This window comes from Vibrio sp. Vb1729 (genome assembly GCF_033338655.1).
In the GTDB taxonomy this organism is placed as follows: domain Bacteria; phylum Pseudomonadota; class Gammaproteobacteria; order Enterobacterales; family Vibrionaceae; genus Vibrio; species Vibrio alginolyticus.
On the sequence record NZ_JAWOTB010000004.1, the window covers coordinates 65,094 to 86,889 of the forward strand.

19 protein-coding genes are annotated in these 21,796 nt (G+C 45.0%); 14 read left to right on the forward strand and 5 right to left on the reverse strand.

The features are described from left to right. The first annotated feature begins 169 nt into the window (after positions 1-169). Positions 170-448 (forward strand): 50S ribosomal protein L25, encoded by a 279-nt coding sequence (gene rplY / locus R7E29_RS02070; RefSeq protein ID WP_005378066.1) that lies wholly within the window; start codon positions 170-172, stop codon positions 446-448. Positions 449-595: 147 nt separating this feature from the next. On the opposite strand, the gene R7E29_RS02075 is transcribed toward rplY, so the two are convergent. Further along, a complete protein-coding gene (locus R7E29_RS02075) occupies positions 596-1,111 on the reverse strand; it encodes a GNAT family N-acetyltransferase (RefSeq protein WP_017634886.1) in 516 nt (171 codons plus the stop codon). Between the two features lie 751 nt (positions 1,112-1,862). Between R7E29_RS02075 and ushA the strand changes: the two genes are divergently transcribed. Both ushA and R7E29_RS02085 read left to right on the forward strand, forming a co-directional pair. Beyond that, positions 1,863-3,551, forward strand: coding sequence for a bifunctional UDP-sugar hydrolase/5'-nucleotidase UshA (gene ushA, locus R7E29_RS02080; RefSeq protein WP_017634888.1), 1,689 nt, complete (start codon positions 1,863-1,865; stop codon positions 3,549-3,551). A 415-nt stretch (positions 3,552-3,966) separates the two neighbouring features. Further along, entirely contained in the window at positions 3,967-4,188 is a 222-nt protein-coding gene (locus R7E29_RS02085; RefSeq protein WP_005386686.1) for a hypothetical protein, read from the forward strand. Positions 4,189-4,323: 135 nt separating this feature from the next. Here the strand turns inward: R7E29_RS02085 and R7E29_RS02090 are convergent, their stop codons facing one another. Beyond that, positions 4,324-4,572, reverse strand: a complete 249-nt coding sequence (locus R7E29_RS02090; RefSeq protein WP_005378062.1) for a DUF1289 domain-containing protein — start codon at positions 4,570-4,572, stop codon at positions 4,324-4,326. A 184-nt stretch (positions 4,573-4,756) separates the two neighbouring features. Between R7E29_RS02090 and R7E29_RS02095 the strand changes: the two genes are divergently transcribed. The 9 genes from R7E29_RS02095 (at position 4,757) to R7E29_RS02135 (ending at position 15,043) form a co-directional block, all read left to right on the forward strand. Next, positions 4,757-5,203: an META domain-containing protein gene (locus R7E29_RS02095; protein ID WP_017634889.1), complete on the forward strand. Its 447-nt coding sequence runs from the start codon at positions 4,757-4,759 to the stop codon at positions 5,201-5,203. A gap of 435 nt (positions 5,204-5,638) precedes the next feature. Then, positions 5,639-6,799, forward strand: coding sequence for an ABC transporter substrate-binding protein (locus R7E29_RS02100; protein WP_042522009.1), 1,161 nt, complete (start codon positions 5,639-5,641; stop codon positions 6,797-6,799). A gap of 9 nt (positions 6,800-6,808) precedes the next feature. Further along, positions 6,809-8,518: an ABC transporter permease gene (locus tag R7E29_RS02105; protein WP_054576422.1), complete on the forward strand. Its 1,710-nt coding sequence runs from the start codon at positions 6,809-6,811 to the stop codon at positions 8,516-8,518. Next, complete coding sequence (locus R7E29_RS02110) at positions 8,484-9,131, forward strand: ATP-binding cassette domain-containing protein (RefSeq protein WP_042522013.1); 648 nt, start codon at positions 8,484-8,486, stop codon at positions 9,129-9,131. The genes R7E29_RS02105 and R7E29_RS02110 overlap by 35 nt, the downstream gene beginning before the upstream one ends. Then, complete coding sequence (locus tag R7E29_RS02115) at positions 9,124-9,735, forward strand: CDP-alcohol phosphatidyltransferase family protein (RefSeq protein ID WP_005386693.1); 612 nt, start codon at positions 9,124-9,126, stop codon at positions 9,733-9,735. The genes R7E29_RS02110 and R7E29_RS02115 overlap by 8 nt, the downstream gene beginning before the upstream one ends. 123 nt (positions 9,736-9,858) lie before the next feature. Then, positions 9,859-10,338 (forward strand): glycine zipper 2TM domain-containing protein, encoded by a 480-nt coding sequence (locus R7E29_RS02120; RefSeq protein WP_005386695.1) that lies wholly within the window; start codon positions 9,859-9,861, stop codon positions 10,336-10,338. Positions 10,339-10,540: 202 nt separating this feature from the next. Continuing rightward, positions 10,541-12,070: a nitric oxide reductase transcriptional regulator NorR gene (gene norR, locus R7E29_RS02125; RefSeq protein WP_054576420.1), complete on the forward strand. Its 1,530-nt coding sequence runs from the start codon at positions 10,541-10,543 to the stop codon at positions 12,068-12,070. A 174-nt stretch (positions 12,071-12,244) separates the two neighbouring features. Next, positions 12,245-13,906 carry a hydroxylamine reductase gene (hcp, locus tag R7E29_RS02130; RefSeq protein WP_054576419.1) on the forward strand — a complete coding sequence of 554 codons (1,662 nt, stop codon included), beginning with the start codon at positions 12,245-12,247 and terminating at the stop codon, positions 13,904-13,906. 81 nt (positions 13,907-13,987) lie between these two features. Next, a complete protein-coding gene (locus R7E29_RS02135) occupies positions 13,988-15,043 on the forward strand; it encodes a hybrid-cluster NAD(P)-dependent oxidoreductase (protein ID WP_054576418.1) in 1,056 nt (351 codons plus the stop codon). Between the two features lie 213 nt (positions 15,044-15,256). Here R7E29_RS02135 and R7E29_RS02140 read toward each other — a convergent pair whose 3' ends face one another. The 3 genes from R7E29_RS02140 to R7E29_RS02150 all read right to left on the reverse strand — a co-directional run bounded on the left by R7E29_RS02140 (position 15,257) and on the right by R7E29_RS02150 (position 18,374). Beyond that, entirely contained in the window at positions 15,257-16,198 is a 942-nt protein-coding gene (locus R7E29_RS02140) for a class I SAM-dependent methyltransferase (RefSeq protein ID WP_054576417.1), read from the reverse strand. Between the two features lie 31 nt (positions 16,199-16,229). Then, a complete protein-coding gene (locus R7E29_RS02145) occupies positions 16,230-16,922 on the reverse strand; it encodes a TIGR01621 family pseudouridine synthase (RefSeq protein ID WP_017820860.1) in 693 nt (230 codons plus the stop codon). Between the two features lie 81 nt (positions 16,923-17,003). Next, the gene (locus R7E29_RS02150; protein WP_042522154.1) at positions 17,004-18,374 is read right to left on the reverse strand and encodes a sodium-dependent transporter; all 1,371 of its coding nucleotides are present in this window, start codon (positions 18,372-18,374) and stop codon (positions 17,004-17,006) included. 430 nt (positions 18,375-18,804) lie between these two features. Between R7E29_RS02150 and cls the strand changes: the two genes are divergently transcribed. Together cls and R7E29_RS02160 are read left to right on the forward strand one after the other, a co-directional pair. Further along, positions 18,805-20,259 (forward strand): cardiolipin synthase, encoded by a 1,455-nt coding sequence (cls, locus tag R7E29_RS02155; protein ID WP_005378105.1) that lies wholly within the window; start codon positions 18,805-18,807, stop codon positions 20,257-20,259. Between the two features lie 214 nt (positions 20,260-20,473). Further along, entirely contained in the window at positions 20,474-21,679 is a 1,206-nt protein-coding gene (locus tag R7E29_RS02160; RefSeq protein ID WP_053349514.1) for a cystathionine beta-lyase, read from the forward strand. Positions 21,680-21,796: the final 117 nt, after the last annotated feature.

A 21,796-nucleotide genomic window follows, 5' to 3' on the forward strand; every position in this document is an offset into this window, starting at 1 on the left:
AAATCATACCTTTTTGTTGATTTGGATACGATTTGGGTTGCCCATTTATAAGTGGAATGATAGTATCCGCGCTCGCTTGAACAGTTCCTGTTTCAAGCTTTACCACGAACAACAAGGTCGCATTGTTGATTGTGAACATTTGATTTTTACTAATTTGAGAGTAAATACTATGAAATTCGAAGCAGTAGTACGTACTGAACTAGGTAAAGGTGCGAGCCGCCGCCTACGTCACGCTGGCAAATTCCCTGCAGTTGTATACGGCGGTGAAGAAGCAGCAGTAGCTATCGTTCTTAACCACGACGACATCGTAAACCAAATGGACAAGCCTGAATTCTACGAAGGCATCGTTCTAGTTATCGATGGCAAAGAAGTTAAAGTTAAGCCACAAGACGTTCAACGTCACGCGTTCAAGCCAAAAGTTGAACACATGGACTTCATCCGCATCTAATTCCCTACCAAGGAATTAATCGGATTAAATCCAAACCTTTTGCATAAAAGATAATCGGACTTACCAACCGAGACATCTAAAAAATTTCAAAACCCCGGAGTCTTACCACCTCCGGGGTTTTACTATATTTGGCATATAGCATTTGATTTATGAGCGGGCAATATACTTCACTAAAGTGAGATCGGTCAGCGTCATACTCTCAATCACTTCCGACTCTTCCTCTCCAGTACGCACAAAACCACACTTCTTGTAAAAGTTAAGCCCCTGTTGATTAGTATCCAGTGCTTTCAAACTGATCTGCATAACTGACGTAGAGAGCAAACGTGTCTCTAACTCATCTAACAGTGCACTTCCTGCTCCTTGCCCATAATGTAGCGGCGTAACGTAGCAACATGTCACTAATGCCGTTTTATCTTCGCTGGTGTGGTTAGGTAACTCGTAACTTAAAAAGCCAACAATTTCTCCTTGCCTCTCAACTACGATCAATTGGGCCAGTTGCTCCGTCATCACTCGTGCCCACATCCTTTCTCGACGCTCAATCGTAAACTGCTCTATGTAGCTCTTTGGCATTAATCCTTTATACGCCACCTGCCAAGAATCAACGTGTATCTTGGCGATTTGGGCTGCTTCCTTTTTGAGTGCGTCCCTTACTGTGTATCTCATAAGCATCCTTTATTAGCGTTCACCACTTACAAATTCTTTTAACCCTACCCTTTAAACCAAAGCTCAAAGATAACAGCTACAGTCGCAACGCTTTACATTAATCCATTTCATTTTCATTAATTAAATGATAGTTCACATCATAATATTCGAACAAGAACGATCCATTATTTACTTTTCATTTTGACTCATTAGGTTGAATCTATTTGTTTAAACACTCGAGTGTCAAATGCGGAATAAGCACGATAAGGTATCGGATGAGGATAAATAAACGATGCCTAAAGCATAAGGTTTCTAAACGATCGCAATTATAGTAAAGAGATAAATACAATTTTTGATAGAGTTAGGCAGAATAAAGCCATAATCAAATGAGTTTCAATTCTGTGCTGTTCATTATGCATACAAACCGAGCCCCTCATCATTAGAGCGAAAATTTATAACGATTTGTGTCATACCTATTAGGGAAAACATAAACTTGGCAAAATTATCACCAAAATCAGCGTAATACTTCGCAAAAATGCGCATTGATTCACACAAACAACACACATTCAATTAACTACCTCACAAAAAATAGAGCTAGCTATATAAAATAAATACTAAATACCAATTCTGTTTATTTATAGACGTAGTTTGCAGGCTTATTAATTCATTTCTCCGATAGAAGTATAAATAAGAGATAGATCACTAAAGTTTCACATTAATTCCGTATATTTCACGCCGTAACAATAACAAAATCACAAAGAAAGGATCCCTTATGAAGTTTTCCAAATCTCTTTTGGTAGTGGCAGTGGGCGCTGCGCTAGCAGGATGCGGCTCAGACAGCGACAATTCTCCAGTAACCTGCGAGACTGCAGATTCTTGTACTAAGTTCACCGTTCTCCACACTAACGATAACCATGGTCGCTTTTGGCATAACAGCGACGGCGAATACGGCATGGCTGCGCGTCACACTTTAATCGAATCTATCCGCGCAGAAGTCGAAGCAAAAGGCGGTGAAACCATTCTGCTATCTGGCGGTGATATTAATACCGGCGTACCAGAATCAGACATGCAAGATGCGGTTCCAGACTTCGTAGGGATGAACCTACTTGGTTACGATGCAATGGCTGTCGGTAACCACGAATTTGATAACTCACTAGATATTCTCGATATGCAAGCCGAGCTAGCTGACTTCCCTATGCTGGCTGCGAATATCTATAAAAAAGATACAAACGAGCGTTACTTCGACCCTTACAAAGTATTTACTATCAACGGCCTTAAGATCGCTGTTATTGGTCTAACAACGCAAGACACTGCGAAGCTAGTCAATCCAGACAACGTATCAAACATCCACTTCGAAGACCCTCAAGTAGAAATCAAAAAGGTACTGAAGGAAATCGAAGAGAACGAAAAGGTAGACCTAGTATTTGCAACGACGCACATGGGTCACTACGAAGATGGCAAAAACGGTAGTGAAGCACCAGGTGACGTTAAACTCGCTCGCTCTCTTGAAGAAGGACAGCTAAACGCTATCATCGGTGGTCACTCGCAAAACCCTGTATGTATGGAACCAGGTACCAATGAGTATGCTGATTTCAAACCTGGGGATGATTGTGCCCCAGACCAACAAAAAGGTACTTGGATTATGCAAGCGCATGAGTGGGGTAAATATGTGGGTCGTGCAGACTTCGAATACTACGACGGCAAGCTTCACTTAGCAAACTACGCACTGATTCCTGTAAACCTTCTAGACGAAAACGATGAAGTTATCGGTGAACGAATTCAACAAGATGCAACAGTAAAAGCGTTACTACTGCCATACCAACAACAAGGTCAAGAGTTATTAGATGAGAAGATTTCTAATACGACGGGTAAGTTAGAAGGTGATCGTAACGTAGTTCGCTCTCAACAAACTAACCTAGGTCACCTACTCGGCGAGGCATACCGTACTTACAAAACGGTAAATGCTGACTTTGGTGTGATGAACTCTGGCGGCGTGCGTGATTCAATCCAAGATGGTGATATCACTTACCGTGACGTATTAACGGTTCAGCCATTTGGTAACTTCGTGACTAAAGCAACTATGACAGGTAAAGAAGTTAAAGAATACCTAGACGTGGTTGCGACGAAATCTGCAGGCTCTGGTGCTTACGCTCAACTAGATAACATCACTTTAGATGTAAATTGTGATGCTGGCTCAGTAACCATTACCGATATTAACAATAAAGGCTTCGATCTAGACGCAACGTACACATTCTCTGTAATCAGCTTCAGTGCTGCTGGTGGCGATAACTATCCAATCATCGATGTTCAATCTACACAGCTAACCGATGCATACGTTTTGCGCGAGTTCTTCGTAAACAACCCACAAATCTCTGCGGATAACTACAACAAGAACTTAGAGAACATCAAGTACTTCAGTAATGGCCAACCAGTAAAAGGCTGTCCTGCATCTGGTAGCTAATACTCAACACCTTACCCCTGGCACTAAGAGCTTTTACAAGCAATTTCGTCAGGGCTTTCCTCAAAACCGAAGCTTTGTGCTTCGGTTTTTTATTTTCGATAAATTACTGAAAACTCTCCACCTTCACAATATGTTCAAAAATTGTTCATTTGTGTTATTGACGCCCCTGTGTTGGGCTTCTATGTTTGATAAGGTCTTTTAAATATGCAGGTTCATCGGCTAAATTTCGCGAAACATTTTTAATCGCATAGTCAATGATTCTGAGAAAGATGTGAATGGCGTTACAAACACTGCTCTCAAACAATTTGTCTTTGGACTTCAAACGATGGTGATGTGCCTCCACGCGCACACTAATGAGCAGCGATCTGGACGTCAATGTGTTCAAACTGCTGCCATCGAGTTCTGGAGGTCAAAAATGAAACGAGCCAGCAATAGCTACAGACTCCAAATGATCAAAGAAGTAGTTACCCGTAGAGAGCGTGAAGCTTGTACGGATCCTATGGCGAGATATATTCATCAACTGATGGATGAACGCCCAACAAGTAAATTAGATGTTGAATTCAATCATCGATTTTCAGGAAATCACTTCGACGAACAAGCGGGAGGCTGGGTTAGCGACCGTTGGTCGATGAAATAACGCCAATTACCGCTCTATAGGGAAAATGGATAGGAGATTCCCGGTTCTTAAAGGACACCTTGCCGGACCGGGAATATGTAAAAGCCTAATCAGAACCGAAAGCGAAGGCGTAACCCCACAGACTGAACAAGAATTCTAGAATAAGTCTTGTTGAGGCGATGACTCATCTTGAAGCTGTTCTGGCTTCGTCTTCCCTGCCAACATCTTTCTTCTGTACCTTTGACGACACAACTTAATAACGTGCAACTGCTGAGCGGGGGTTAAGTTAAGCCAATTAAACCTTTCCTCTCTCTTTCTCATACACCCCTTGCAATACCCTTTTTCATCAGAGGTACATACTCCAACACAAGGGCTTGGGACAGTAAAAAACTCCAGTTGCTCCATACTAAAACCGCTCTTTCCATATTAGGGCGTATTGGCCTAGTTTAAATAATGAGAAGATTAGTCAGCAACAAAACTTGCTATATACTTCGTTATGTCAAAAACATACGAAACCATAACCTTATGCTGACAAAAACAGTGTTTTATTACTTATACTTACCGCGTTTATAAAAACGGAGTCTATAAAATGAAGCTTAGCCTAAAAACGTTAGTTACAGCAATCTCTCTCCCTGTTCTTATGACTGCTTGTGCTAGCAACGGTGATAATGTGAAAGAAATAACGGCTCAAGATTTGCAGCACCACAACTGGGAACTTGTTCAAGTTGATGGCAAAAATATCGTTCTAGACGAACACCAAAAAGCGGCTCGCCTAGAAATCGGTGAAAATCTAACCGCAAACGGCAACGCAGGTTGTAACAACTTCTTCGGTCAAGCCGAGCTGAAAAACAACCAACTACGCATCGAAAAAATGGGCATGACCATGAAGATGTGTATGGAAGATCAAATGAAGATCGAAAACGCAATGACACAAACACTATCTAACTGGAGCGATATCACGCTAACTACAGATGGTCTTGTTCTGAAAAGTGCCGATCACGAATTGACGTTTACACTACGTGACTGGGTAAACTAATCCCAACTAAGTAAACCAGATAGTATCTTAAAGCAGCCAAACGGCTGCTTTTTTTATATCGATGAATCGTTAGTCATGCATGCCAAAGTCATTTAAATGGCCAACTTTCTTTCTCTTTTCGCCCTCAATTCCATGCTTTAAACATCAATTTTGCTCTGTAAAACAACCTATTCATATCTCTGGGGACAATAATTTTCAATTACTTGAAAGAATATCCTCAAACAAACGGTCCGCTCCTAAAATGACACCAAATTTGTCCTTTCTTCGTTTTGCTTCACATTGAGAGTAATTCTTTGAATCAATGAGTGATTCCGTTTGGGATTGGCATTGATAATAGAGAGAGATGAATTACTATCCTTGTAACAGAGCGGAACGACTTGCGAAAACGTCAATAGAAACGAAAGCAAGCACCAAAAGACATAACACGGAATAGATATGAAAAAGCTACTCAGCAGCATTGGCATTTTAGCCACGACTTTTGCGACACCTTCTTTTGCCGATTCATCAGTGAATAGCGAATGGCAAAAAATCGAACAACAAGCCGACGGGCAATCCGTCTACTTTCATGCTTGGGGCGGAAGCCAAGAAATTAATCGCTACATACAGTGGGCGAGTAGAGAGCTAAAATCACGTTATAACGTGACGCTAAACCACGTTAAAGTAACTGATATTTCTGAGACCACTACTCGACTTATCGCAGAAAAAGCGGCAGGCAAAAACAGCGGTGGCAGTGTTGATATGGTTTGGATCAATGGCGAAAACTTCAAATCAATGAAGGATAACCAATTGCTATTTGGTCCTTTTGTCGAAGGTTTGCCAAGCTGGCAATATGTGGATAAATCTCTACCAATTGATGTGGACTTCTCCGAGCCAACAGAAGGTCTAGAAGCACCTTGGGGAGTAGGACAATTAGTGTTTATCCATGACGAGCAAACCCTCCATAACCCTCCAAAATCATTCGCAGAAATGCTGAGCTATGCAAAAGCGTTCCCGAATCGCCTGACTTACCCTCGACCACCAGAGTTTCATGGCACAAGCTTTATCAAAGCATTACTCATTGAACTGTCTAACAACGCCCCTGAGCTGCAACAACCAGTTACCGATGACACGTTTGAACAAGTCACTCAACCGCTGTGGTCTTATCTAGATGAGTTCCATAAAGTCGCTTGGCGCGGTGGTAAGCAGTTTCCAGGCGGTACAGCAGAAACCCTTCAGCTACTAGATGATGGTCAGACTGACCTGGCGATTACCTTTAACCCGAACGCGGTTTTCTCTGCGCAGTCAAGCGGTAATCTTGCAGAGAGCACCAAAGCGTACGCAATGGACGCAGGAGCACTCTCAAATATCCACTTTTTAGCGATTCCTTGGAACGCAAATGCCAGTGCGGGTGCACAAGTTGCGATAAACTTTTTATTGAGCCCTGAAGCACAGTCTCGCAAAGGTAACCTAAACATCTGGGGCGACCCTTCGGTACTAAGCAACCAATACCTAACTGGTTCGGCCAAAAACACTCAACAATTCAAATCTATCGCTGAGCCACATCCAAGTTGGCAAGCTGCGTTGGAAAAAGAATGGTTGAAACGCTACGGGAATTAGTAAGAATCCATGTTAAGAGCGCTGTATTTAGTCATTATCGCAGTTTGTATTTTGCCTACCATTCCGGGACTACTTGGAGTGGTGGTCTCTGCGCTCGGTTATGTGCCTCCTATCGGCTTGCACCACTTTTCTTTAGATGGCTTTAACGCTGTTTTTGATTGGGAGGGTGTTTGGACATCCATCGGGCTTACTTTCTACTCTGCCATTTTCAGTAGCTACTTGGCTTGCTTGATCACATTTGCGATTTTGCAAGCCTCTTGGGGTAGCAAGTTTTGGCGAAAAATTGAAGTAAGCCTCTCGCCACTTCTTGCCATGCCGCACGTAGCGTTTGCGATTGGCTTTGCGTTCTTGTTTGCCCCAACTGGTATGGGCGTTAGGGTTCTCAACCAACTGTTTGGTTACGACCCGAATGCACAAACGGTGAATGACTTAGCATTGCTGATTAAAGATCCGCACGCACTCGGTTTGATCATCATGCTTGCGATTAAAGAAGTGCCGTTTTTATTGTTGATGAGTATTCCAATTCTTCAGCAATTGAAAGTCGATAAGATTGAAAAAGTCAGTCATTCGATGGGCTACAGTTCGGCGCAAGCGTGGTGGAAATGCGTGTTCCCACAGTGGATAGCAAAACTGCGCTTTCCAATGCTGGCGGTATTGGCTTACAGTTTGTCCGTTGTCGATGTCGCCCTGATTATTGGCCCTACCAACCCGCCGACGTTTGCGGTTTTGGTATGGCAATGGTTTAACGATCCAGATTTATCGCTCCTACCAAGAGCGGCCGCTGGAGCAGTAATACTGTTTGCGATCGCTAGCCTTTTGATTGGATTTGCACGCTTAATGGAATGGTGTATTACCAAAGGCTTCAAACGCTGGCAGTACTCTGGTCGAAACGGTTTTCGTTTACCCGGTAAAACCCTATTTTCACTGATTACCCTACTCGCACTTCTAATGATTCCACTCATGGTGGTGTGGAGCTTTGCTCAACGTTGGCGCTTTCCAGATTTGCTCCCAAGCCGTTACAGCCTGCGTTTTTGGGAATACGAATGGCACAGTATTCTTGGCACGCTGGAACAGAGCATGCTGATTGCCGTTATCAGCGCGACTGTCGCTCTAGCCCTTGCCTTGATCGCACATGAGTATCGCCTTCGTTATCGCTGGCAGGTGCCCGGTTACATCATCGCCATCCCAATGCTGATTCCTCAGCTATCCGTGCTATTCGGTATGCAAGTAGTGACGCTGTACTTAAACAGTAACGCGTATTTCTTTTGGGTATGCTGGGCGCATGTGTTCTTCGCATTCCCATTTATTTACCTCTCGCTAGACGGGCCGTGGCGCAGCTTCGATAACAGCTTAACTCGCGTCGCACTCAGCTTGGGTAAAACACCGATGCAAGCTTGGTTAAAAGTGAAACTGCCAATCCTCCTGCCTGCGATTGCATTCGCGTGGGCTGTCGGTATTAGTGTCAGCCTAGCGCAATACCTACCTACATTAGTGCTAGGGGCTGGGCGCATTAGCACCATCACAACCGAAGCCGTTGCACTATCCAGTGGTTTTGACCGACGTGTCACCGCTATTTACGCCATTTGGCAAGCTCTGCTGCCATTCTTGTTCTTCTCTTTTGCGATACTGCTTAGCCGCTTACACGTGAAGTATCGCCGCTTGTCTATAAAAGGTTTACTACTGAATGAGTCTTTGTCTCGAAAACCTCGCCATCCGTAAAACCAATGGCGACGCGCTTTTCTCGGCGTTCAATATGACCGTAGAAAAAGGTGAAATCGTTACCCTGATGGGGCCTAGCGGTTGTGGTAAATCCACTTTGTTGGATGCCATTGCCGGGCACCTATCCGCCGAGTTCAACTACTCTGGATCCATTACGCTTGATAACGAAAAGTTGGATGCCCTCCCTGCCCATAAGCGTCAGGTCGGTATTCTATTCCAAGAAGATTTGCTCTTCCCTCATTTAACGGTGTGGGAGAACCTTGCCTTCGCGCTACCAAACTCAATCAAAGGTGAAGAGCGTAAAGCTCACGCTATGCAAGCGCTGAAGAACATTTCATTGACCAAACTAGCAGAGTCCTTTCCTGACCAAATTTCGGGAGGGCAACGCGCCCGTATTTCATTGACTCGTATGCTGCTAGCAAAGCCGAAAGTTGCGCTACTTGATGAGCCCTATAGCAAGCTGGATAAAGACCTGCGTGTACAATTTCGCAATTGGGTGGTCGAACAATTGCAGCAAGCGAACATCCCTACTTTGATGGTAACGCACGATGAAGACGATATTCCTGATGGCAGCCGCTGCCTAAACTGGCCGTGGGAGACAAATCATGCTTGATAGCCTGAGTATAAAGCTCATCCGCAAACCGCTGGCACTCAGTGCGACATATATCGATAAATGTGGCATCACCGCAAATCAGACGACAGTATTTGGTTTTGTGCTTGGCTGTTTTGCCCTGCCTGCTTTGATCGCCGAACAGTACTTGTTGGCGTTGCTGTTTATTTTGCTGAACAGAATCTGTGATGGGTTAGACGGTGCACTGGCAAGGATTCAAGGCATTACCGATGCGGGTGGTTTTCTTGATATCAGCTTAGATTTTTTGTTCTATTCGTTGATTCCTTTTGGCTTTGTGCTTGCCAACCCAGAGCACAATGCCGTTGCAGGCGCATTTTTGATTTTTTCCTTCATCGGCACTGGTAGTAGCTTTTTAGCTTTTGCCATCATGGCAGGAAAACAAGGCATCGATAATCCGGTATATAAAAACAAATCGCTTTACTACATGAGCGGCTTAACCGAAGGTACAGAAACCATTGGCTGTTTGGTTTTATTTTGTTTGCTACCGCAACACTTTGCCGTCATCGCGTATATCTTTGGCGCGGCATGCTGGTTTACCACTTTTACACGTATTTATTCAGGGTTTCATACGCTTAACGATCATTAATACTGCTTAGACAATCGCGTTTCCTTAAGGGACAGGCCGCTAAGCCACTGTTTTATAAAGCACCAAAACGCAGGTTAAATTGGGGTATATACTCTTTGAATGAAGAAACCATTCGGAGGCTATATGAAAAAACAGATCAATTTAGGCATGTTGCTCACCATTACTTGTGCGCTCGTGCTTGGCGGCTGTAGCTCACCTAACCCGTACGGAGATGCATACGGCTCATCCGACACTCGCAAAGTTCAGCAGGTTTACTACGGCACAGTAGAAAAAGTAGAACCCGTAACCATTGATGCCTCTACCCAATCCAATGCCATTGGCACCATCGCTGGTGCTGCCGTGGGCGGGATCTTAGGCTCAAAAGTTGGGGGCGGTTCTGGCTCGGATATCGCTGCCATTGGTGGTGGTCTATTGGGTGGCTATGCAGGCAGCAAAGCGGCTGAAGCAACCGCGAAAAGAAATGGCGTGAATCTGACCATTCGTTTAGAGGACGGAAAGATTATCTCTATTGTTCAAGAAGCAAATCCAAACATGATTTTCCAACCAGGCCAAGCGGTCCAAATCAATGTTTCTGGTAATGACGCCAGAGTCGTTCCTCGTTAATTCGGACGAACCAAACCTTTGGCCTGCTTTAATTCAAACACCTAACCCGCGCAAGCTTACATCACTGGCTTGTTAACTTGCGCGTTTCTTTTCGTATCAAACTTGATCGTCGTCAATGGAACATCAATCTCCCACACCTTTCGATGTTCAAATGACATCAAGTTGCTAGCATGAGCCCATTCCAGATAACTTTGGGCTTGTTATGACTCCGACTGTTGACCACGTACTCCTTAATATCGCGCTAAACCTCAGCTCAAATCGCTCTCACGAGCAGCAATATCAGAATCTCATTGATGGGGTCGCGCAAGTATTCCCATGTGATGCGAGCTGCCTGTTTATCTTCGATGAGGATGGTTTTCTAACTCCTGTCGCGGTAAAAGGCTTATCCAGCTCGGTCTTAGGTCGTCGCTATTTCCCCAAGGCGCACCCTCGCTTAGATGCCATTATTCATAGCGGTGAACCGGTGCGTTTCGATGCCGATTGTTCACTGCCGGATCCTTTCGACGGCACACTATTAACTGAAGACCAATGCATTGATGTTCACGATTGCATGGGCTTTAGCTTGTATGTCGAAGGCCAACTTGTTGGCGCACTAACGATGGATGCACTAACGGTGGGCGCGTTTGATGGCATCGATCCTGTCGCTATCGAAACCTTTGCGGCTTTGACCGCTGCGACATTGCGTAACATTGCTCAGTTAAAAGCACTCAAAGCGCAAAACCAGAAGCAAAAAAGCGTCACTCAAACCCTTATCCAGCAAGCCCGTTCTCAACATGGCGAAATGGTGGGTTTGAGTCCGCAGATCAACCAGTTACGAAACAACATTGCGACTGTTGCTCAATCAGATTACGCGGTACTTATCTTAGGAGAAACCGGAACTGGTAAAGAACTGGTCGCGCACTCGGTACACGCGCAATCTCATCGTAGCGATAAGCCGATGATTTACGTCAACTGTGCGGCTTTACCAGAAGGTCTGGCTGAAAGTGAACTGTTTGGCCATGTCAAAGGCGCATTTACAGGTGCTAATAGCCACCGTGCCGGTAAGTTTGAACTGGCAGACGGTGGAACGATTTTCCTTGATGAAGTGGGCGAACTGCCTTTGATTTTGCAAGCAAAATTGCTGCGCGTAATTCAGCAAGGCGAGCTGCAACGTGTAGGTAGCGATCAGCATTTGATGGTCAATGTGCGCATCATCGCAGCGACCAATCGACAACTAGAAAAAGAGGTCGAAGCTGGCACGTTTCGAGCAGACCTTTTCCACCGTTTGAACGTGTTCCCAATCCAAGTCCCCCCACTGCGTGCCCGTGACGGGGATATTCCCGTTTTAGCAGGATATTTGTTGGAAAAAGTACGCCAACAATTCAATGCACCCAATCTGCACGTTCACCCTAAAGTGTTGACTCAATTGGAATCTTTACCTTGGTACGGAAACGTGCGCGAGCTCGAACACACTTTAACTCGCGCGGCTTTACACGCCATTCAACAAGGCGCAAGCACGATCATGCTTAACCATTTCGACACCTCATTGGCTCTCGATGATGTAAAAAACACATCGCATTATCTGCCTAAAGAAAGCCAACCAATGCGAGAGCTAATAGAAAGCTATCAACGTGATTTAATTGAACATGCTTTGAGCCAAACTGGTGGCGTTTGGGCAAAAGCAGCGGAGTTTTTACAAATAGATCGAGGGAACTTATATCGGATGGGTAAAAAGCTCGGGATCAATAAATAACCGACCACAAGAAGCCGATGTGATTAAGACATCAGCTGCGTTGTCTTAATCACATCAACCACTCTCCTAAATCTGATAAAATTCAATACAAATCAACAAGATAATAATTGGCACGCATTCTGCTCTCTAGTGGTCAACATCACGACTATTAAAACAATCACTGGAGAACCCAATATGTTCTGTATTCAATGTGAACAGACAATTCAAACCCCTGCTGTTAAAGGTTGTTCTTTTGCACAAGGTATGTGTGGTAAAACTTCTGAAGTATCTGACCTTCAAGACGTGTTGGTTTACACACTGCAAGGGGTTTCTTTTTGGGCATCAAAAGCACTTGAATTCAACATCATTAACGATGAAATCAACCAATGGGCACCAAAGGCATTTTTCTCTACATTGACGAACGTAAACTTTGACCCTGAACGTGTCCTAGAGCTAACTTCTCAAGCGGCAACGTACAAAGCATTGCTAAAAGAGCAAGTAATGTCTGCTGCAACACTCGCCGATACCGAAGTTGCTGACATCCCTGTTGTTGCTCACTTTGAGCTACCAAATAGCGCAGAAGCAATCTTAGCTTTTGCTCCTCAAGTCGCGGTTAACCGTGGTAAGGACCAAGTACATGAAGATGTGATTGGCCTACGCCTACTTTGCCTATACGGCCTTAAGGGTGCAGCCGCGTACATGGAGCACGCACGTGTTCTTGAGCAAACCAACAACGATATCTATGCCGAATACCATGAAATCATGGCGTGGTTGGGCACAGACCCTGAAGATCTCGGCGAACTACTTGATTGCTCAATGCGCATCGGCCTGATGAACTACAAAGTGATGGAAATGCTCGACCAAGGTGAAACAATGACCTTCGGCCATCCAGAACCAACCACGGTGAACGTCAAGCCAGTAAAAGGCAAATGTATTCTTGTTTCTGGCCATGATTTGCATGACCTAGAAAAAATCCTGCAACAGACTGAAGGCAAAGGCATTAACGTTTATACCAACGGTGAAATGCTGCCTGCACACGGCTACCCTGAGCTGAAGAAATATCCTCATCTTGTCGGCAACTACGGCAGCGCATGGCAAAACCAACAGAAAGAATTCGCAAACTTCCCTGGCGCAATCGTAATGACGTCAAACTGCTTGTTGAATCCAAATGTGGGTCAATACGCAGACCGTTTATTCACTCGTAGTATTGTTGGCTGGCCTGGTGTGGCTCACATCGAAGGCGATGATTTTAGCCAAGTGATTGAATGTGCTCTAGCGCAAGATGGTTTCCAACACGATGAAGTCGAACACCACATCACGGTTGGTTTTGGTCGAAATGCACTGATGAACGCCGCCCCTGCGGTTATCGACCAAGTGAAGCAAGGCAACATCAAGCACTTCTTCCTAGTCGGCGGTTGTGACGGCGATAAAGCGGAACGTAGCTACTACACCGATTTTACGGCTGAAGCACCAGAAGACACGCTAATCCTGACCTTGGCGTGTGGTAAGTTCCGCTTCAACAAGAATACGTTTGGCGATATCAACGGCATTCCTCGCCTATTGGATGTGGGCCAATGTAACGATGCTTACTCTGCAATCCAGCTTGCACTTGCACTGGCGAAAGAGTTTGACTGTGACATCAATGAACTGCCACTCACGCTTGTGCTTTCTTGGTTCGAGCAAAAAGCGATCGTTATCTTGCTAACGCTATTTGCATTGGGCGTGAAAGGCATTTACACAGGCCCTACTGCACCGGCATTCCTAACGCCAAACCTAATCGCCATCATCCAAGAGAAGTTCGATATGCGCAGTATTGGCAATGTTCAGGATGATCTAAAAGCCATCCTAGCAGCTTAATAAACTTGCTTGTTACGCGCCTCCTTACGCGGAGGCGCTATCTATTTCGAACCAAAAATAGCCACAACCAAAGAGATTGTTATGTTTTTTGAATGGCAAGGTAACCAACCCGTCACACTCCGTTGCATCGACAAATACTTCGAAACACACGACACCGTCAGCATAAAATTGGCCGAACTAACCGAATCACTTCTGTTTCAGTTTAAGCCTGGCCAGTTTATTAACTTGGGCGTCGAAATTGATGGAAAAATGGAGTTTCGTGCCTATTCAATCAGCTCGATCAATGAAGACGATCACCTTCAACTCACCATCAAACGAGTATCTGGCGGTAAAGTATCGAACTACATCGTTGACTCGCTGCTGCTCGGTGATACTGTTCAAGCATTACCACCAGCAGGCGAATTTAACTGCATCGACCATCCACCCGTGTTACGTGATGGCGAAACAAAAGCCTTGCTTATCAGTGCAGGTTGCGGCGTCACGCCCGTATTTTCGATGGCAAAGCACTGGCTGAGTAATCAAGATGAAAACGACAACGATGTGGACATCGCATTTCTTCATATTGCACGCAGCCCAGAAGAGACGATTTACTACGATCAGCTAGAAACGTTAGACGCTGTGTATCCCAACTTCAATTTAAAGTTGTTGCTGAAAAACCGCGAAGGAACATCGCATCCACAAGGTCGTTTGAATGCCGACTGGCTTAAAGAGCTTGTTCCTGATTTCAAACAGCGCACCGTTTACCTGTGTGGTCCAAGCCAGTTTATGCAAGATGTTCACGGCTATTTGAATGACCTTGGTTTTGACATGACGAACTTCTACCAAGAGAGTTTTACGCCAGCGACTGGCGCAGAATCATCGGTCTCCGATGAGACGGTTAACGTTTCTGTTCCTGATTTTGCTCAAAGCATCGATGCTCAAAAAGGTCAGGTACTGGCCGATGTGCTCGAAGGCGCAGGTTTACCATTAATCGTCGCTTGTCGAAGCGGGATTTGTGGCTCGTGCAAATGCAAGGTTCGTAAAGGCAACGTCTCTTCCACTAGCCTAGAAACATTGACGCCAGAAGAAATTGAACAAGGCTATGTGCTCGCCTGCTCATCAACCATCGAAGCGGATCTTGAAGTGCAGATCGGTTAATGCTGCTGGTATCGATCTTTTATTGTTTCCCGTCATTCCGACGAGCCTAGGCGAGATCAGGAATCTAATATCAGCGTGTTAGGAATAACTCACTCTGATAATAGACTCTGAATCACACTCGCGTCTCGCTATTCAGATTAACGGGGTATCGTGGAAATGCCAGCCGTACTCAAACGGCTGGTATTATAGATAGGTACAACTTTCGTTTCGTCGTCATTGCTTCTCGCTAAACAGCAACACTTTCAATGCTGCTTCGCTGTCTACGTCCATAAACTCTGGTGGGTTATCCAGACGCTCACGGTATGTCAACTCTGGCGCTTCGTCTTTCATGCTTTCAATCAAGAAGTCGCTTGTCACAGATGGCGAGTTCACACATGCCATCACTTGACCGCCGTCTGCCAACAAATCCGGTAATCGACGTAGAATCTTTTTGTAATCTTTCGTCAGCGCAAAGCTGCCTTTCTGGAATGAAGGCGGATCGATAATGATCAAATCATACTGACCAGATTTCTTAATCTTACCCCAAGATTTAAAGATATCGTGCCCCATAAAGCTTACCTGGTTGATGTTATGACCATTTAGCTTGTGGTTCTCACGACCTTTAGACAGCGACGCTTTCGCCATGTCGACGTTAACCACTTTATCTGCGCCACCCGCAATGGCAGCGACAGAAAAGCCACAGGTGTAAGCAAACAAGTTAAGCACGTTTTTGTGCTTCGCATTTTCGCGAACCCAATCACGACCGTAGCGCATGTCCAAAAACAGACCGAAGTTTTGGTTGCGGCCAATATCCAATTGGTATTTCAAACCGCTTTCTTCAACGACAGGGCGAGCGTCTAATTCACCGACAAGTACTTCTGAAGGCGCACCATCGGCATAACGGTGCTGAAGAACCATAGTGCGACCTTGCTTGTCTGCCCACAGTTGTGATTGTGCCAACGCATTCAGGCCGCTTTTCAGCTCAGCGAGAAACGCGTCGTCGACTTCTTTAAACAAGTTGATAATCAACTGACCTTGTAACCAATCACAGGTGATTTGCTCTAGGCCCTCAAAACGACGGCCACGACCATGAAACAGTCGACGAATTTCGTTAGGAGCTTGCGCGAGCTCGGTTTCTAGATGCTGAAAGAACAGCGGAAGTTGTGATGCTTGCATCGAGTTCTCTTATTAGTTTTCTTTGTGACGGTTATTTGATCGTAGGCCAGTTCAGCTCCCAAGGGGAAAGCCAAGTATCCAAGCCCTGAGAGACGATTTCACTGTGCCATTTGCTACCCAGCACTTTGTATTCTCGTGGATCGCAAACAAAGCGATATTGCTCATCTCGGTATTGGAAGCAAAGTGAAAATGCATGCAGGTAACCGCGATCAGCCTCATTGCCTGCATTGTAAATCGGGTCGCCAACAATACCTGAGCCAACCGATTTTAATGCCACGCGGATTTGATGCGTTTTACCAGTGTGTGGCTTACATAAAAATAGGCGCTCTCCGGGCTCTGCCGCAAGAGAGAAAAACTGGGTGACGGCTGGGTTGTTTTTGCTGTTGACCAGCTTCCATGATGAACGGCGCGAACGCTCCATATCACCAACGACCAAACCTTGTTTCTTTTTCGGCTTTTTAGAGCCAATCGCCAGATAGAACTTTTCCACTTGGCGGTCAGCAAAAGCTTGCGATAACGCACTAGCCGCTTTGGCGTTGCGTCCGAGGAGCAGAATACCCGATGTCATTTTATCCAAGCGATGGATAAGATAAAGCTGCTCATCACCACTCTGCTTAGCCACTTCTTGCAGCAGCATTGTGTCGCCATCGTCTTTATGAACAGAGACGTTGGGATGCTTATTGATGATCAGAAAATCGGGATGGGTATGTAGAATATCGAACATAAAAAACTGGCTCCACGTTTGGAGCCAGCAGTATACATAAGTTACCGGACAAAGCTATCGAGGCTTGCCCTAAGGTCTTTGCTAAAGCTTCTTAGAGAAAATGCCAGCAAGACCAATGATTGCGATACCCAGCAGCATGATTTCACCTTTGCCACTGTCAAAGCCAGACTTAATCCCCATGAAGGCAACAATAGCAATCGCAACAGGAATCAGGTATTTAACTAGGTTGTACCACAATCCAAATAGCGGGAAGGATACTTCGCCGTCATTAGTGATCTCTTTTTCTAGCTCAGCACGGCTTAGGCGCCATCCAGCAAAGATACAAACCAACATACCACCAACCGCTAAGAAGATTTTGTCCGTTAGCAAGTCGAAGATATCAAAGGCACCGGTACCAAACAGCGTTGGTCCCATTCCACCTAACGATAGTGACGCAAAAATACATAATGCCGCCATAACTGCACTTGCAGACAGAACTGCGTTCGAGCGCTTCATGCCTTTCTCGTCAATTAGGTAAGACACGACAACTTCCAATAGTGATACTGAAGAAGTTAATGCCGCCACCGTCAAACCGATGAAAAATAGCAACGCGAATAGCAACCCAATCACTCCGCCCATTTCAGCAAATAGCTGAGGAACGACAACAAATACAAGACCAGGGCCTGCCGCAGGCTCCATGCCAAAGGCAAACATAGCTGGGAACATAGCAACACCAGCAAGAATCGCAACACCAGTATCCATCGCTGTAACCATACCGGTTGTTTGAACTAGGTTCTCTTTCTTCTTCAGGTAAGAACCGTACGTCATCATACAACCCATACCTAAGCTAAGTGAGAAGAACGCCTGTCCTAGTGCAGCAAGAACCACGTTGCTGTCGACTTTAGAAAAGTCCGGCATGAATAAGAACTCAAGGCCAGCCATTGCACCTGGCAGCATTAAGCCCTTAACAGAAACAACGATTAGGATTAAGAACAGAAGCGGCATCAGAACCTTACCGGCTTTCTCAATACCACCCGAAATCCCTTTCATCACGATCATGACGTTAAGGAACAGGTAAACACCCATCCACATTAAAGGTTGAATCGGATCTGAGATGAAACCGCCAAAGCTGTCGCCAATTGCTTCTGGCGCGCTGAGTAGACCACCGCCCACTTTAAAGATGTAGGCCAATGCCCAACCACCAACCACTGGGTAGAAGCCCATGATCAAAAGACCACTGAAGACTCCCATAACACCAGTGAACGTCCAGCGTCGGTCAGTTGTTTTGAATGCACCTACGGCAGAAAGACCTGTCTTACGACCAATAGCGAACTCTGTCAGCATCACGCTAAAGCCGATAAAAATTACAAAGATAAGATAGATAGCAACGAATGCACCGCCGCCACTCTCACCTGCTGTGTAAGGGAATTTCCATATATTGCCTAAACCGACAGCGGAACCCGCTGCTGCCATTACGAAGCCTAGTTTAGACCCCCACGTATCACGTGGTGCTGCTGTATTAGTTGTAGCCACGCTTTTTCTCCAAAATTAGTTTGTTGTGTATGCATAGAGATAGGCGTCTAAAAAGTTTATGTAAAAATTATTGTACACTTATAAAATAAGCGTTCGACGCACTATGTCTAGAAAGTAAAGCAGCTCCCCTTTAAAATTGGAACCCCAAAAAAGTACATTTATCGCACAAGTGTCGAGTTACGCAGGTTAAATGCTGCTTTTTTGTTCAAAAGTTAAAGAATGACCTTATTTTTCACATTAAAATAACAGAATCAGCTGTTATGAAATTCGTTCCTCATATAAGGTCAATCCCACGTCTAAATGGGAAATCTATTCCCCCAACCCACTTTTATGCTTAATATCCTAGAAGGGCATATTACTCTGAGCGTATATGGACAAGTTTTATCACTTTCTTACTTTAGCTGGCATCGGGCTATATTGGTTACTGGTCGCAGGTGTGACCATTCGTGTCGTTTTAAAGCGCCGTGCAGTGAGCGTGTCTTTAGCTTGGCTAATGATCATTTATATCCTTCCCGTTCTGGGTGTCGCATGTTATTTCCTCTTCGGTGAACTGAACTTAGGCAGAAAGCGAGCCGAACGTGCGAAAGAGATGTTTACACCATTCGAGAAGTGGTTCAGTCAGCTTAACGACTGTAACGCGCACAACCCAGAAACGATGGGAAGGCACATCTACCGAATTGATGAACTTTGTAACAACCGCCTTGGTCTTCCCGCATTGAGCGGTAATACATTGTCGCTGCAACAGTCACCTAATGAGATTTTGCATTCCATTATTGAAGACATCGAAAACGCGCAGAGCAGTATTCGAATGGTATTCTACATTTGGCATCCGGGTGGTTTGGCTGACTCTGTCGCTTCTGCGCTTATTCAAGCGGCTAAACGCGGCGTAGATGTCAAACTATTGCTCGATTCAGCAGGTAGTCCACGTTTTTTCAGAAGTCCTTGGTATCGAATGATGCAGGATGCTGGAATTGAAGTTATTCAAGCGCTAGAAGTGAAGATGTGGCGTATTTTCTTACGTCGTCTTGATCTTCGCCAACATCGCAAGATCATCGTAATTGATGATGAAATTGCTTATACCGGTTCAATGAACCTGGTTGACCCGGCTTACTTCAAGCAAAACAGTGGCGTCGGGCATTGGGTGGACATCATGGTTCGCATTACGGGACCAACGGTAAACGTATTGAGTGCCATCCACTGTTGGGATTGGGAAGTCGAAACTGGCGAACGTCATTTACCAAGACTACCTGAATGCAAGATCGATGAGAGTGAATTCCAACACCCTATTCAGGTTGTGCCTTCTGGCCCAGGTATGCCGGAATATCTGATCTATCAAGTATTAACATTGGCAATAAACCAAGCCAATCGCTCGGTACGAATCACAACACCATATTTCGTGCCCAATGCTGATTTACTCGAAACGTTAAAGATGACAGCACAACGAGGCATTGACGTTGAACTCATTATTCCACATAAAAATGACTCTATGATGGTGCAATGGGCGTCACGCGCTTTTTATAGTGAGCTCTTGAGTGCAGGGGTCAAGATTTATGAGTTTTATGGTGGTTTGCTGCATACAAAATCTGTCGTAATTGACGACCAATTCTGTTTAGTTGGCACCGTAAACATGGATATGCGCAGCTTGTGGCTGAACTTCGAAGTGACCCTCGCCGTTGATGACGAAGAGTTCACCAAGCAAATGTCTTGGTTACAAGATAGCTATATTAAGCAATCTCACACTGTTGTATTGGAAGAATGGGAGAAAAGGAGCCTATTTTCTCGGTTCTTAGAGCGAGTGTTCTATCTCTTCAACCCACTCCTCTAATACCTCAAATACACCGACTAAAAAACCTCCAGCGCTACATGCATCCTGCTGGAGGTTTGTTCTTTTAGCTCCCTATCTACACGATACCTCTCGACATCATTATTACCTGTTCATCTTGGCTGTTATTGGCTGATAGTTGACTTTTCCCTTGCATAACCTACGTCGTCCATGTTTTAAATATTCAAAACCGCAATATTTAAGACAGGGAACTTTTATGTCAGAGGGAAAAAAAACCAAACTCATTACCGCTGGCCGCGATAAAAAGTGGACAAATGGTGTTGTAAACCCACCCGTTCAACGCGCTTCAACTGTGGTATTCAATACCGTTGCAGAAAAGAACCAAGCCACCATTAATCGTGCAAACAAAACGTTGTTTTATGGTCGCCGAGGCACCAACACGCACTTTGCTTTCCAAGACGCAATGGTTGAGATTGAAGGTGGAGCTGGTTGCGCGCTTTACCCTTGTGGAACGGCAGCAATTTCAAACGCCATCCTCTCTTTCGTTGAAACTGGCGATCACATTCTAATGGTGGACACTTGTTACGAACCAACTCGTGACTTTTGTAACACCATCATGAAGAAAATGGGCATCGAAACCACCTATTATGACCCAATGATCGGTGAAGGTATCCGAGACTTGATTCAGCCGAATACCAAAGTCCTTTTCTTAGAGTCTCCTGGTTCAATAACCATGGAAGTCCAAGATGTACCTACATTAGCGCGCATTGCCCATGAGCAAGATATCATCGTGATGCTAGACAACACATGGGGAGCTGGCGTGAACTTCTCTCCTTTCGAGCATGGCGTAGACATTTCCATTCAAGCGGCAACTAAGTATATTGTTGGACATTCAGATGTCATGCTAGGTACTGCTGTGGCTTCTGAAAAGTATTGGGATCAGCTTCGTGAACAAAGCTACCTGATGGGTCAGTGCGTTTCTCCTGACGACGCATACCTAGGTCTTCGAGGTATTCGCACGTTGGATGTTCGCCTAAGACAGCACGCAGAAAGCAGTTTAAAAGTCGCTCAGTGGCTCGCTTCTCGCCCAGAAGTTGATCATGTCCGCCATCCAGCTTTAGAAACAAATCCTGGCCATGAGTTTTTCAAACGAGATTTCACAGGTGGAAACGGCTTGTTTTCATTTGTTCTCAAAACGTCTTATCCAAAAGCGACGACGGCTCTGCTTGATGGTATGAAACACTTCAGTATGGGTTACTCTTGGGGCGGTTATGAAAGCCTCATTCTAGCTAACGAACCTAAGAGCTTTAACAGCCTGAGAACCATAGCTCACCCACACTTTGAAGGTACTTTGGTTCGTATTCATATTGGCTTAGAAGACGTAAATGACTTGATCGCTGATTTAGAGGCTGGTTTTGCGCGTTATAATGCCTTAATGCTTGAAAAAGAAGCCTCCCTATAACAATGATTGAATCGCCCTGCATTGCGGGGCGTTTTTATAAGTCCCTGACTTAATTAGAATTAACTAACATTCACCCGAACCCATTAATTAATGTTAATCATTTGTGTTGTTTTTCAA

Coding starts and splice junctions, on each gene's coding strand:
- R7E29_RS02160 (WP_053349514.1), top strand. CDS start 20,474: ATGTCAGAGGGAAAAAAAACCAAACTCATTACCGCTGGCCGCGATAAA.
- cls (WP_005378105.1), top strand. CDS start 18,805: ATGGACAAGTTTTATCACTTTCTTACTTTAGCTGGCATCGGGCTATAT.
- norR (WP_054576420.1), top strand. CDS start 10,541: ATGACTCCGACTGTTGACCACGTACTCCTTAATATCGCGCTAAACCTC.
- R7E29_RS02150 (WP_042522154.1), bottom strand. CDS start 18,374: ATGGCAGCAGCGGGTTCCGCTGTCGGTTTAGGCAATATATGGAAATTC.
- R7E29_RS02105 (WP_054576422.1), top strand. CDS start 6,809: ATGTTAAGAGCGCTGTATTTAGTCATTATCGCAGTTTGTATTTTGCCT.
- R7E29_RS02090 (WP_005378062.1), bottom strand. CDS start 4,572: ATGGAGCAACTGGAGTTTTTTACTGTCCCAAGCCCTTGTGTTGGAGTA.
- R7E29_RS02085 (WP_005386686.1), top strand. CDS start 3,967: ATGAAACGAGCCAGCAATAGCTACAGACTCCAAATGATCAAAGAAGTA.
- R7E29_RS02145 (WP_017820860.1), bottom strand. CDS start 16,922: ATGTTCGATATTCTACATACCCATCCCGATTTTCTGATCATCAATAAG.
- rplY (WP_005378066.1), top strand. CDS start 170: ATGAAATTCGAAGCAGTAGTACGTACTGAACTAGGTAAAGGTGCGAGC.
- R7E29_RS02095 (WP_017634889.1), top strand. CDS start 4,757: ATGAAGCTTAGCCTAAAAACGTTAGTTACAGCAATCTCTCTCCCTGTT.
- R7E29_RS02120 (WP_005386695.1), top strand. CDS start 9,859: ATGAAAAAACAGATCAATTTAGGCATGTTGCTCACCATTACTTGTGCG.
- R7E29_RS02110 (WP_042522013.1), top strand. CDS start 8,484: ATGAGTCTTTGTCTCGAAAACCTCGCCATCCGTAAAACCAATGGCGAC.
- R7E29_RS02075 (WP_017634886.1), bottom strand. CDS start 1,111: ATGAGATACACAGTAAGGGACGCACTCAAAAAGGAAGCAGCCCAAATC.
- ushA (WP_017634888.1), top strand. CDS start 1,863: ATGAAGTTTTCCAAATCTCTTTTGGTAGTGGCAGTGGGCGCTGCGCTA.
- R7E29_RS02115 (WP_005386693.1), top strand. CDS start 9,124: ATGCTTGATAGCCTGAGTATAAAGCTCATCCGCAAACCGCTGGCACTC.
- hcp (WP_054576419.1), top strand. CDS start 12,245: ATGTTCTGTATTCAATGTGAACAGACAATTCAAACCCCTGCTGTTAAA.
- R7E29_RS02135 (WP_054576418.1), top strand. CDS start 13,988: ATGTTTTTTGAATGGCAAGGTAACCAACCCGTCACACTCCGTTGCATC.
- R7E29_RS02100 (WP_042522009.1), top strand. CDS start 5,639: ATGAAAAAGCTACTCAGCAGCATTGGCATTTTAGCCACGACTTTTGCG.
- R7E29_RS02140 (WP_054576417.1), bottom strand. CDS start 16,198: ATGCAAGCATCACAACTTCCGCTGTTCTTTCAGCATCTAGAAACCGAG.